This is a genomic window from Microbacterium sp. (assembly GCF_029263575.1).
GTDB lineage: Bacteria > Actinomycetota > Actinomycetes > Actinomycetales > Microbacteriaceae > Microbacterium.
In genome coordinates this window covers 1-11,723 of sequence record NZ_JAJUFV010000093.1, presented here as the reverse complement: position 1 = coordinate 11,723, position 11,723 = coordinate 1, and the positions used below count along the sequence as shown (strand labels likewise).

The window sequence follows — 11,723 nt, the reverse complement described above, 5'->3', positions numbered from 1 at the left end:
GTCGCGTGACCGCGGATGTCGAGCTCGCCGAGTATCTCGTCGACTTCGTCGCTGAGAAAATCGGGGCAGATCAACAATCCCGGAATGATCTGCCCGCAGCCGATCGACATCAGACGTTTGCGCAGTTGGTGACGGACCGCACGCTGTGTCTCGGGAACCGAGAACGCCACCACACACCACATCTCCCCCGGCGACATATGCCGCGGAGCGAATATGCGTCGGTCGCCGCGCTCGAACATGCGCTCCGCGTCGGGGTTCAGCGCGTAGCCCGTGGTTCGTCCGCGCGCTGCGCCGATCAACACGCCCCGCTGTTTCAGCCGGGTGATGGCAGAGCGGACGAGCGGCTCGGATGCCTCGACCTGCTGCGCGAGCCGAACCATCTGCGCCGTCGACATCCAGCCGCCGACGCGGCGCAGGTAGAGTCCGACGATCGTGAGCACAAGAGAGGGAACACTGCCCGTGCGCGAGCTGAGATCATCGACCGGCACCGTCATCGCTGCATCCGCTCTGTTGATGTCACTTCTGTGCCGCCGCCGCGCGAGCGAGCTCCTCCGCGAGTATACGAATGCCCTCGTCGACCTCTGCGAAGGTCGTGCTGAGCGGGGAGAGACCGATACGGATGCCATCGGGGGCACGAAAGTCGGGGATCACACCCTGTTCCCAGAGCACCGGCGTCAGATCGCGGAACGCCGGATGCGCGACAGTCAGGTGACTTCCGCGGTGAGCGCCGCGCTGCGGCGATTCCAACCGCGCCCCGTGCGGGAGCACATGCACACCGAGCGACTGCTCGGCGAAGTCGGTGAGCCGGATCGACTTCGCGTAGACCGCGTCGATTCCGGCGCGCTCGATCAGATCGAGCATGGCGTCCATCGCGAGCATCGCGAAGATCGCCGGTGTTCCGCTGACGAAGCGACGGATGCCGAGCGCCGGGCGATAGCTGGGCCCCATCTCGAATACGTCTGCCGTGCCCATCCATCCTTGGATGGGCTGCTGTAGCCGCGACTGCAGCTCGGTGCGCACATATCCGAAGGCGGGCGAGCCCGGACCGCCGTTGAGGTACTTGTACGTGCATCCGACAGCCAGATCTACGTCCCACGCATCCAGCTCGGTGGGAATGACGCCCGCGCTGTGGCAGAGATCCCAGATCGCGATCGCTCCGGCAGAGTGGATGATGTCGGTGATCCCGGGAACGTCGGCGACCCACCCCGACCGATAGGCGACGTGACTCAGCAGCACCGCGGCGGTCTGGTCGTTGACGGCTTCGCGAACCTGATCGGCGGTGACTCCGCTGGCCGGGTCGGCGTGGATCCAGCGGACAGTGCGCCCGGTCTCAGCGGCGATCCCCTCCACGATGTATCGATCAGTGGGAAAGTTGTCGTCATCGATGACGATCTCGGTGCGCTCAGGGCGCGCCGCCACCGCGGCACGCACGGCTTTGTACAGCAGCACCGTGGTGGAGTCGCCGATGAACACCTGCCCGGCGGTGGCTCCCAGCGCGATGCGGCCGAGCCGGTCGCCGAGAGCGACGGGGCGTTGCATCCACCCGGCGTCCCAGCTGCGAATCAGCCCACTGCCCCAGTCCTTCTCGATGAACGCCGTGACGAGGTCGGGTAAGGCACGGAGCGGGCGCCCGAGGGAGTTTCCGTCGAGATAGGAGACGACCTCGCCGCTCGGCACGAACTCGTCGACGAAGGCGCCCAGCGGGTCTGCATCGTCGAGGTCACGGGCGCGTGCTGTCAGGGTCGCCGGGTCAGCGGTGGGGTGGGGGTCGGTCATCGGAGGCGCTCCTTGAGGTGTGAGGCGTGCACAGGCGTGGTGTGTGCGAGCCATGCGGCGTTGTGATCGCTGAGGTCGCTGGGTGCGAGTGAGACGGTGGCTCCCCAGCGCGGCAGCAGCGAGGGCGCCGTCAGAGCGTGCACCAGGTCGGCCGGGCTGACACCGGCGTCGGTGAGCGCGTCCAGCTCGGGCTGGTGGATCATCACCGTGTCGAGGCCGTTGCCGGCGTCGGTGCCGTAGACGACCGTGCCGCCGTGCTGCACGAAACGGGTGAGGTTGTCGAGCGCGACGGTGAGGTCGTGTTCTGCGCCGCCTCTGCTGTGCATGCCGAGCGTGCTGATCCAGGTCATGTTCGCGGCCATCTGCTGCACGGTGTCATCGTCGAGGCGGTGCGTCCAGGGGGTGTGCGCGAAGACGTCGACTCCGTGGCGGTGGGCTCGCTCGGCCTGCCCTTCACCCTCGGCGTGGGCGATCAGCCGCAGGCCTCGCCTGTGGGTTTCGTCTGCGATCGTCTGCAGCAAAGCATCCGACAGCACAGGGCCCGCCATCGAATTCGCGGTGACTTTGATCGCCTTCGCGCCTACGGCGTGCTGGCCGCGGACGGCAGCGACCGCTTCATCGGGCGTCGCGAGGGGGATAGATGCGGATGCCGGAGCCCAGGAACGATCGGAGGGATATCCCCCTGGCGCGGTGAGGAACGCGCCGACGAAATGCAGCTCGGTCGCACACGCGGCCTCGCGGGCGTCCGCCGCCAGAGTTGCGACCACCCGGGGGGCTCCCCCAAGGTCCAGCACGCGAGCGACACTCCCCGGCCCGGAATCAGGAAGCCGGGCCAGTCCGAGATGCGCGTGCGCGTCGGTGAGCGGCGGCAGCACCGCGGCGTCGAGCTCGTAGATCGGCTGATCGGCGTGCTCGGTTTCGGTTGCGGGGCGCACGCGCTCGTCGCTAATCGCGTAGACCATGTCTTCGCGCCAGTGGTTGCGCATCCAGCCGAGCGCTGCCCGAGCGTAGACCGTCGCGGACATCACTCAGCCCAAGGTCGTGCGCACGGCGTACAGCTCGGGGAAGAAGGTCAACTTCAGGGCGCGCTCGAGAAAGCTGACGCCGCTGGAGCCGCCCGTGCCGGCTTTCTGTCCGATCGTGCGCGTGACGGTCTTCAGGTGTCGGAACCGCCAGAACTGGAAGTTGTCTTCCAGGTCGACCAGCTCTTCGCAGGTCTCGTAGATCTCCCAATGCTCCTTCTCGTCGGCGTACACGTCGGCGAAGACGCTCACGAGTCGCTCGTCGAACGTGTGTGCCCGTGTGACATCGCGTTCAAGGATGTCGACCGGGATGGCGTACCCGTGGCGGGACAGGTACCGGAGGAATTCGTCGTACAGGCTCGGGCGGTGCAGCTCAGCTTCGAGGAACGCGCGATTGTCGGGTTCAGCATCGAACACGCTCAGCATGCGGGCGTTCTTGTTGCCGAGGGCGAACTCCACGCCACGATACTGCGCGGACTGGAACCCCGAAGAGTTGCCGAGGCTGCCGCGGAACTGCAGATACTCCGCCGGGGTGAGAGTCGCCAGCACGCCCCACTGCTCGGTCATCACTTCTTGAATGCGCTTGATGCGCGCCACGCGCTTCAAGGCGCTGCGCAGGTCATCGTCGACCAGGAGCCGGCGGGCGGAGTCGAGCTCGTGCAGCAGCAGCTTGAGCCACAGCTCGGTGGTCTGGTGCTGGATGATGAACAGCAGCTCATCGTGGTGCTCTGGGTCGCTGACCGGATGCTGCGCCGACAGCAGTGTGGGCAGCTGCAGGTATCCGCCATAGGTCATACGATCGCGCAGGTCTGTGACGATGCTGTCTTCGAGTGATCGGGTGTTCTCGTGCTCGCTCACTGGGCGCTCCTTCGCGGTGCGTGGCACTGGCCTTGAGCCAGCGTAGTGCACGAATTGGTCGGCCGTAAAGAAACCGCAATATGCGCTTCATCACACTGTCACCCGTCTCGGATTCGAGATACGCAACACCTAAACCCGAACCTGTGCGATGACCTCGCCGAACTCTGTCTCGCCGACCGGTTGAAAACCCACGCTGCGGAAGAAGGCCTCGGGTCCGGCCCGACCCGCCTCGTACATGACGTTGACGTGATCGAAACCGCGCTGGCGCGCCTCGCGCCTCAGCTCCTTCACAGCGAAGCGGCCGATCCCGCGCCGCTGCTCGTCAGCGTCGACGTTGATACGCCACAGCACGGAGCGGAAGTGCTCGTAGGGGGCGTCCGGTTCGAAGTTCGCGCTGACGAAGCCGACGACCTGATCGTCGTCGAGAACGACCCGCTGCCATGACGTCAGCGGGTTCACCGCGGTGGCCGCGATGCCGTAGCTCACCGGGGAGAGAAACTCCTCCTGTCCGGGCTTCAGCGACATGTTGTTGACGTCGACGATCGTCGACGGTGAGAGCTCGACGAGCTGGAGCATGTCTCACCCGCCTCCTTTCTGGTGTTTGCGTATCGCCCGCTCACCGTCCAACAACCCGCAATCCCCGCCCGGAGCCCTCCGCCGGGGCTCCGGGAACCTCGTGCAGGTCACGGCCGGGCCGGAGGAGACCGAACTCTCGATCTCACTCTCGCCGCCGTGAGGCGACCGGGCATATGCCATCCTGCGTTTCCCGTCGCGGTGGCGTTCGGAACCATGCCGATACCTCCTGTTGGCGCCGGAGAGGACGCCGGTCACGCGCTGATGCTCTCGGTCTCCTTTCCTCGACTGATGGCATCACGGCTGACGACAGTGATCTTGCGCGGCTTGGCCTGCTCGGCGATCGGGATTCGAAGCCGCAGCACGCCGGCCGTGTAATCCGCCTCGACGTTCTCGGTGTCGAGCGCATCGCCGAGCACCAGCTGGCGGCTGAACACGCCCCATGCGCGCTCCGCGGCAACCGCGTTCGCCGCATCCGGGATGTGACTGAGCCGCTCCGCCTTGATCGTGAGAACGTTGCGCTCGACATCGATGTCCAGCTTCTCAAGATCGATACCCGGCAGATCGAGTTCTACGACGAAGTCGTCTCCCTCCCGCCAGGCATCCAACGGCATTCCCGATGGGCGGGCTACCGTGCCGAACACCTGCCGTGTGAGCCGGTCGAGGTCACGGAAAGGGTCATGTTGCAACAGCATTTCTGCATCTCCTCCATCTGACTCTGTGTTGTGGGCCACTCGCGAATCTATGTCGAGTGGTATAGATTTTATACATCTAGCCTCACACATAATGCAACCCCGGAGAGATAGAAGTTTATGGAGAACGCATCAGAGCCCTCTCGCACCCGCGGCGTGTACAGCATCGCCGTCGCGGCGGAACTCGTCGGGGTCGGCGAACAAGCACTGCGCCTGTATGAGCGCAAAGGACTCGTGGAACCCGGCCGCACCGCAGGCGGCACACGCCGCTACAGCGAGAACGACCTGACCATCCTTCGACGAGTCGCCGAACTGCTCGACGACGGCGTGAACCTCGCCGGAGCACGCCACGTGCTCGCCCTGGAGACCACCAACCGTCTCCTCCGCGCGCAATTGGACGAGTCCGCACGGCGGGCCGTCGACGATGATCGGAGTGGTGAACATGCCTGAGCTATGAAAATTCCATACGTTGCGTGTATTATCCGGTTGACGTCTGACGGGCGATGAGGCGCGTCGAGCTCTCGACCTCCATGGTTACCGGACACAGGCGTTACGCGCCTGGATCCAACGCGATTCTCCCTCGTCGGACGAACACTGGTTCTGACTGATTGGAGTATTGAGATGTCCGCGATGCCCGATCCTCGGTTTGAATTGCACAGGATCACTGCAACGGAATGGCTGGTCCTGGATCACCGGTACGGCCCGAACGACGCACGCCGAACCATCGCGTGCGTGTATGCACTCAGCGAGAACGAAGTCAGCGTCACCTGGCTGCGCGAGTTGCCGCTCGCGCTCTATTACCAGACGGCATCCGACGTGCTGAAAGATGTGCGGAAATTCTATGCACGAAGCCGTTCACAGCGCCCGATCTCGATCCCGCATATGCCACCACTCACGACGGCCACCGCATAGCTCACGGCGCCGGGCGGCTCCGCCACCGACGAATTGCCCGTCGGCTCTCCTGACGGAGTCGCCCTGGAACGCCCGTTACCGGCGCAGGTTCGGAAATGCTCCCTGATCAGGGGAAAAGTGGCGGAGACGGAGGGATTTGAACCCTCGGTCCCCTTTAAAGAGGACTCCACCTTAGCAGGGTGATTTTCGCGGCGTTTCGATTCCACGCCCCAGGCCTGATCAGCCCAGAGAAGTGGATTTTTTTAACCGCGACCGGGGATTATCACGACGCACGCATCCCACTTCAGCCACGTATGGAGCCGTCTGAATCTGTATTCTCGCGCGCCCCGGGGACACTTGGGGGACACTTGGCATCCCCCATGTCAGCGCGCACTGATCTTCTCCTCACCCACGAGAGCGTGGAACTGGAAGTGCGCGTCGCCGGGCTGTTCGTTCTCCTCTACGCCCAATTACTCGGTCGCGCCGTCAGTGTCGGGTGCGGACGACCGTACTCACGGTGTGAGCCTGCACGTTGTCGTCGTGCGTCATTGGTGTCCACGCGCGCTCGAGGCTGAACCAATGCAGGGGCACGGTGGTGACGATGAGGACGCCGGCGAGGATCAGGAACGTCGTTCGCCAATCCGTGACGGTCAGCAGCCCAGCGACGACTGGAGCAAAGACCGTGGATGCGAGACCGCCGGCGAGGGTCAGGATCGTCATCGCACCACGGCGGCGTGCCCCGTACCTGCGGGCGATCACGGTGAAGGCCGCCTGATAGAGCACCGCTGATTGTGCGATGCCCGCGATGACCCATCCGATCGTGAACACCGCGAGGTTCGGTGCCATCACGACGACGATGAGCCCGGCAGGACCGACGACGCTGCCGATGGTCATGATGAGTCGAGGGCCGCGCTCATCGAGCCACCGGCCAACGAATACCCCCGCGGCCGCGGATGCGATCAGGCCCGACGAGAATGACAGGGTCACCAGAGCGACGGGCCAGCCCGTATCGGCCGCGATCGCAGGGGACGCGACGATGAGCGCGTAGAACAGGATGCCCCAGCTGGTGACCTGCCCTACGAAGAGCGCGACCAGCCGTCCACCCAGGCGGGGTGGGGCCTGTACCGCGGTCATACCGAGCGGAGTGCGTCGGCGGCCGCATCCAGCGCGCCGTCGTTGAGGGCGAAGTACGCCCACTTGCCTCGTTGCTCCCGCGTGACCAGACCCGCATCGGTGAGGAGCTTCATGTGATGCGAGACCGTGCCCTGCGAGAGCCCGACCGGCTCCGTGAGGTCGCAAATGCACGCCTCGCCGCCCGCGCCGGCCGCGATGAGGGACAGCAGCCTGACGCGAGTGGGATCGCCGAGGGCCTTGAACACGCGGGACACCCGCTCCGCGTCCTCTGCGGTGAGCGCGGAGGTGATGCGCGGCACGCAGCAGGCGGTCGCTTCGATGGTGGTTGGCAGGCTCACGGGTCTAGTCTGACACGTATTGACATTCTTCGATAGATGCGGAACAGTTTTCGCATTGAGGAACTTCGATTTGAGGAGATGTGATGGATGAGCTTCCAGTTGTCATCATCGGAGCGGGCCCACAAGGTCTTGCCGCAGCGGCGCACCTTGCCGAACGCGACGTGGACGTGGTTGTCCTCGAGCGTGGCGAGGGCCCCGCGGCAGCGGTATCGGAATGGGGCCACGTCCGGCTCTTCTCGGCATGGCCGGAGCTGACGGACACCGCCGCACGACGTCTTCTCGAACCCACCGGCTGGAGCGCACCAACCTCGGGATACCCGACCGGGGCGGAATGGGTGAGCAACTATCTTGCCCCGCTCGCTGGCGTTCTGGGAGAGCGGGTGAAGTACTCAACGACCGTGACCGGCATCTCTCGCCAGGGACGCGACAAGGTCGTCGACGGCGGACGCAAGAGCCAGCCCTTCACCGTGCACGCGATGGACCAGAACGGCAATCAATCCCGCCTGGGCGCCCGGGCCGTCATTGACGCAAGCGGTACCTGGGGGCTTCCGAACCCCGCCGGTGGCGATGGATTCCCTGCGCTCGGGGAGTCAAAGGCGTCGGCGTCGATCTCGTACCGCATCCCCGACGACGTGTCTGAGCTCGCTGGGTCGCATGTTGTTGTCGTGGGGGCGGGGCACTCGGCTACACACGCCGTGCTCCGATTGAGTGAATTGGTTCGGAGGTCACCGGGGACGCGGGTGACATGGGTGCTGCGTCGCGGGAGCGCCACGAACGTCTTCGGTGGTGGGCTCGGCGATGAACTTCCAGAGCGCGCCGCGCTCGGCTCTCGTGCCCGCAAGATGATCGATGAGGGTCTGGTCAACCTCGTGACCGGATTCCGCGTCGCGGAGTTCCGCCAAGATGGTGATTCTCTGACGATCGTCGCCGAAGGTGGTGCTGCGGTCACCGACGTCGCGCACGTCTTCGCTTTGACCGGGTTCCGACCGGACACGGAGATGCTGCGAGAGGTGCGCACTGACCTTGACCCTGCATTCGATGCGGTCGCCGGCATCGCCTCCGAGATCGACCCGAACATCCACTCCTGCGGTTCGGTATCGGCAACAGGTGCCAGAGAGCTCGCACAGCCCGAACACGGCTTCTTCATCGTTGGGGTGAAGTCCTACGGTCGCGCACCGACGTTCCTCGCACTGACGGGATACGAGCAGGTGCGCAGCGTCACCGCGCACCTCGCCGGAGACCACGAGGCCGCCGCACGCAACGAACTCGTCCTGCCGGATACCGGCGTATGTGGCGGTTCGGGCGACTTCGACGACAACGCAGGAAGCTGCTGCGCCGCCCCGGCTCCGGCCGTGGTGCAGATCGGGCTGCGTCCCATCCCAGTCGGCTAACCGCACATGCGGAAAGGGTGAGGCCTCAGATCGAGATCTCACCCTTTCGCAACATCAGCCGACCAGGCGCGCAGCGAGTCCGCGGACCTTCTCGGCCACGGCGTCACGGAGCTCCCGCACGCCTTCGGCTTCCCAGTTCGACGGGTCGGGGAAGGACCATTCGACCAGTTCTCCGCCGACAGGACCGGGGAGCGGGAGACCCGGCTTCATCAACACCACCACATCGGCGGATGCGAGATCCTCGACCGTGACTGGACGCGGTCGTGCGGCGCTCGCGTCGATCCCGAGTTCCTGCAGCGACTCAGCGATCACCGGATTGATCGTTTCTGCCGGGCTGATACCCGCGCTCTCCGCCACCAGCTGCGCGGTGCCAACATGCGTGAGCAGATGGGCACCCAACTGCGAACGCCCCGCGTTGTGCTTGCATATGAACAAGACGGTCCTTGGCTGGGTCATCGTGATTCTGCTTTCTAGGCTGCAGCACGGTCGCTGCACTGGCAATGATCCGCTTGTCGGGTGACGCGCAGGTGAACTCTTCTCTCGCATGGTTGCATCTGGTATCGATGGATGTCAATATAGACACATGTCGATTCAAGAGGTTGAGCTGGTCATCATCGGTTCCGGACCTGCCGGGTACACCGCTGCGGTCTATGCCGCTCGTGCGGGACTCGAGCCGGTCGTGCTCGCGGGTTCCGTGACTGCGGGTGGCGCGTTGATGACGACGACCGAGGTGGAGAACTTTCCCGGGTTCGTCGACGGTGTGCAGGGGCCCGAACTGATGGAGTCGATGCGTGCGCAGGCCGAGCGTTTCGGCGCACGCATCCTGCTCGACGATGCCATCCGGGTCGACCTCGACGGTCCGATCAAGGTCATCGAGACCGGCGCTGGTGAGACGTTCCGCGCCCGCGCCGTCATCCTCACGATGGGGTCCGCCTATCGCAAGCTCGGACTGCCCGAGGAAGAGCGGCTGACCGGCCACGGTCTCTCGTGGTGTGCGACGTGTGATGGGTTCTTCTTCCGCGAGCAGGAGATCGTCGTCGTCGGCGGAGGCGACTCCGCGATGGAGGAAGCGCTGTTCCTGACGCGTTTCGCCTCGAAGGTCACGGTCGTGCATCGCCGCGAAGAGTTCCGTGCCTCGAAGATCATGACGCAGCGGGTGCTGGATCACCCGAAGATCGACGTCGCCTGGAACAGCGAGGTCGCAGGCATCATCGGCGCCGAGAAGGTGCGCGCGGTCGCCCTCCGCGACACCGTCACCGGAGCAGAACGCGAGCTTGCGGTGACGGGCGTCTTCGTGGCCATCGGCCACGACCCGCGCTCCGAACTTGTGACCGGGATCATCGACACGGATTCCGACGGATACGTGCTCGTCGAACATCCCTCGACCCGCACGAACCTTCCCGGAGTGTTCGCGGCCGGAGACCTCGTCGACCACACCTACCGGCAGGCCATCACCGCTGCGGGCACCGGATGCGCCGCCGCGCAGGACGCCCAGCACTACCTGTCCGCTCTCGACGAGAGCACCACGATCGAACTCAAGACCGAGGAAGTGTTCGCATGAGCGCCCCCACACCTGTCACCGACGCCACGTTCCAGGCCGAAGTCCTCGATGCGAACCTCCCCGTCGTCGTGGACATCTGGGCCACCTGGTGCGGCCCCTGCAAGCAGATCGCCCCGCTACTGGACCAGCTCGCCGCCGAGTACGACGGACGGATCAAGATCGTCAAGCTCGATGCCGACCAGAATCCCGAGACGGTAATGGCCGCCGGCGTCACCTCGATCCCCACCCTGGGTTTCTATAAGAACGGTGACCGCACCGACATCCTCATCGGTGCGCACCCGAAGCCTGTTATCGCCGAGAAGATGGAGGCGCTGCTCGCATGAGTGCTGCAACCGTTCCCGCACCGACGTCGACGACGCGACGCCTGTCCACCCTGGACCGCTGGCTGCCGCTGTGGATCGGGCTCGCCATGGTCGCTGGCATCCTCCTCGGGCGCTTCGTTCCCGGCGTATCGCCACTGCTCGCAAGCCTCGAAGTGGGCGGGATCTCTATCCCGATCGCTCTCGGCCTACTGGTGATGATGTACCCGGTACTCGCGAAGGTCCGCTACGACAAGATCGCAGCCGTCACAGGCAACAAGAAGCTGCTCATCTCCTCGCTCGTGTTGAACTGGCTGATCGGCCCCGCGCTGATGTTCGCCCTCGCCTGGATGTTCCTTCCCGACCTGCCGGAGTACCGGACCGGCCTCATCATCGTCGGGCTCGCCCGATGCATCGCGATGGTCGTCATCTGGAACGACCTCGCCTGCGGAGACCGCGAAGCCGCCGCAGTACTCGTCGCGATCAACTCGGTGTTCCAGGTCGTGGCCTTCTCACTGCTCGGCTGGTTCTACCTCACCGTCCTGCCCGGATGGCTGGGACTGGACACACAGGGGCTGGACTTCTCCGTCGGAGCGATCGCCCTGAACGTGCTCATCTTCCTCGGCATCCCGTTACTGGCCGGATTCGCATCCCGCTTCATCGGCGAACGCCGCAAGGGCCGCGACTGGTACGAGGAGAAGTTCCTGCCCAAGATCGGCCCGTGGGCACTCTACGGACTGCTGTTCACCATCGTGCTGCTGTTCGCCCTGCAGGGCGAACAGGTCACCTCCCGGCCGCTCGACGTCGCCAGGATCGCACTGCCGCTGCTGGTGTACTTCGCCCTGATGTGGTTCATCGGACTCTTCACCGGCAAGGCCCTCGGACTCGGTTACGCACGCTCATCGACGTTGGCATTCACCGCCGCCGGGAACAACTTCGAACTCGCGATCGCTGTCGCCATCGGCACCTTCGGCGCCGCGTCCGGCCAGGCCCTCGCAGGCGTCGTCGGCCCGCTCATCGAGGTGCCGGTACTCGTGGGTCTCGTCTATGTCTCGCTCTGGGCGGCCAGGCGCTGGTTCCACACCGATCCATACACCGCAGCTCCATACACCGACGTAAGGACGCCATCATGAATGCCACTTTGACCGCTGAAGATACCTGCAGTCCGGTCGCCTCGCACGCGATCGG

The 11,723-nt window shown here is 65.0% G+C and carries 14 protein-coding genes and 1 pseudogene; 6 read left to right on the top strand and 9 right to left on the bottom strand.

The features are described 5' to 3' along the window. The 6 genes and pseudogenes from Q1J95_RS10345 to Q1J95_RS10320 form a co-directional block, all read right to left on the bottom strand. Positions 1 to 494, bottom strand: a pseudogene (locus tag Q1J95_RS10345) (regulator); the annotation flags it as partial. 22 nt (positions 495 to 516) lie between these two features. Continuing rightward, the gene (locus tag Q1J95_RS10340) at positions 517 to 1,776 is read right to left on the bottom strand and encodes an aminotransferase class V-fold PLP-dependent enzyme (RefSeq protein ID WP_300267434.1); all 1,260 of its coding nucleotides are present in this window, start codon (positions 1,774 to 1,776) and stop codon (positions 517 to 519) included. After that, positions 1,773 to 2,801 carry an amidohydrolase gene (locus Q1J95_RS10335; RefSeq protein ID WP_300267433.1) on the bottom strand — a complete coding sequence of 343 codons (1,029 nt, stop codon included), beginning with the start codon at positions 2,799 to 2,801 and terminating at the stop codon, positions 1,773 to 1,775. Before Q1J95_RS10335 ends, Q1J95_RS10340 begins: the two co-directional genes overlap by 4 nt. Positions 2,802 to 2,804: 3 nt before the next feature. Continuing rightward, positions 2,805 to 3,656, bottom strand: a complete 852-nt coding sequence (locus Q1J95_RS10330; protein WP_300267432.1) for a tryptophan 2,3-dioxygenase family protein — start codon at positions 3,654 to 3,656, stop codon at positions 2,805 to 2,807. Positions 3,657 to 3,785: 129 nt separating this feature from the next. Continuing rightward, positions 3,786 to 4,232 (bottom strand): GNAT family N-acetyltransferase, encoded by a 447-nt coding sequence (locus Q1J95_RS10325; protein ID WP_300267431.1) that lies wholly within the window; start codon positions 4,230 to 4,232, stop codon positions 3,786 to 3,788. A 251-nt stretch (positions 4,233 to 4,483) separates the two neighbouring features. Continuing rightward, positions 4,484 to 4,924, bottom strand: a complete 441-nt coding sequence (locus Q1J95_RS10320; protein ID WP_300267430.1) for an Hsp20/alpha crystallin family protein — start codon at positions 4,922 to 4,924, stop codon at positions 4,484 to 4,486. 117 nt (positions 4,925 to 5,041) lie between these two features. Here Q1J95_RS10320 and Q1J95_RS10315 point away from each other — a divergent pair, with 117 nt between their 5' ends. Both Q1J95_RS10315 and Q1J95_RS10310 read left to right on the top strand, forming a co-directional pair. Next, a complete protein-coding gene (locus Q1J95_RS10315; RefSeq protein WP_300267429.1) occupies positions 5,042 to 5,371 on the top strand; it encodes a MerR family transcriptional regulator in 330 nt (109 codons plus the stop codon). Positions 5,372 to 5,542: 171 nt separating this feature from the next. Further along, the gene (locus Q1J95_RS10310) at positions 5,543 to 5,833 is read left to right on the top strand and encodes a hypothetical protein (protein ID WP_300267428.1); all 291 of its coding nucleotides are present in this window, start codon (positions 5,543 to 5,545) and stop codon (positions 5,831 to 5,833) included. Positions 5,834 to 6,298: 465 nt separating this feature from the next. On the opposite strand, the gene Q1J95_RS10305 is transcribed toward Q1J95_RS10310, so the two are convergent. Both Q1J95_RS10305 and Q1J95_RS10300 read right to left on the bottom strand, forming a co-directional pair. Further along, positions 6,299 to 6,946, bottom strand: a complete 648-nt coding sequence (locus tag Q1J95_RS10305; RefSeq protein WP_300267427.1) for an MFS transporter — start codon at positions 6,944 to 6,946, stop codon at positions 6,299 to 6,301. Continuing rightward, positions 6,943 to 7,284, bottom strand: a complete 342-nt coding sequence (locus tag Q1J95_RS10300; RefSeq protein ID WP_300267426.1) for a metalloregulator ArsR/SmtB family transcription factor — start codon at positions 7,282 to 7,284, stop codon at positions 6,943 to 6,945. Before Q1J95_RS10300 ends, Q1J95_RS10305 begins: the two co-directional genes overlap by 4 nt. 83 nt (positions 7,285 to 7,367) lie before the next feature. On the opposite strand from Q1J95_RS10300, the gene Q1J95_RS10295 reads away from it, so the two are divergent. Beyond that, complete coding sequence (locus Q1J95_RS10295; RefSeq protein WP_300267425.1) at positions 7,368 to 8,675, top strand: FAD-dependent oxidoreductase; 1,308 nt, start codon at positions 7,368 to 7,370, stop codon at positions 8,673 to 8,675. Between the two features lie 54 nt (positions 8,676 to 8,729). Here Q1J95_RS10295 and Q1J95_RS10290 read toward each other — a convergent pair whose 3' ends face one another. Next, the gene (locus tag Q1J95_RS10290; RefSeq protein WP_300267424.1) at positions 8,730 to 9,131 is read right to left on the bottom strand and encodes a low molecular weight phosphatase family protein; all 402 of its coding nucleotides are present in this window, start codon (positions 9,129 to 9,131) and stop codon (positions 8,730 to 8,732) included. A gap of 127 nt (positions 9,132 to 9,258) precedes the next feature. On the opposite strand from Q1J95_RS10290, the gene trxB reads away from it, so the two are divergent. From trxB to arsB, 3 genes are read left to right on the top strand one after another with little or no spacing between them, the layout of a single operon-like run. After that, the gene (trxB, locus tag Q1J95_RS10285; RefSeq protein WP_300267423.1) at positions 9,259 to 10,236 is read left to right on the top strand and encodes a thioredoxin-disulfide reductase; all 978 of its coding nucleotides are present in this window, start codon (positions 9,259 to 9,261) and stop codon (positions 10,234 to 10,236) included. Next, entirely contained in the window at positions 10,233 to 10,559 is a 327-nt protein-coding gene (gene trxA, locus Q1J95_RS10280; RefSeq protein ID WP_300267422.1) for a thioredoxin, read from the top strand. The genes trxB and trxA overlap by 4 nt, the downstream gene beginning before the upstream one ends. Beyond that, positions 10,556 to 11,668, top strand: coding sequence for an ACR3 family arsenite efflux transporter (arsB, locus tag Q1J95_RS10275; RefSeq protein WP_300267421.1), 1,113 nt, complete (start codon positions 10,556 to 10,558; stop codon positions 11,666 to 11,668). The genes trxA and arsB overlap by 4 nt, the downstream gene beginning before the upstream one ends. Positions 11,669 to 11,723 lie beyond the last annotated feature (55 nt).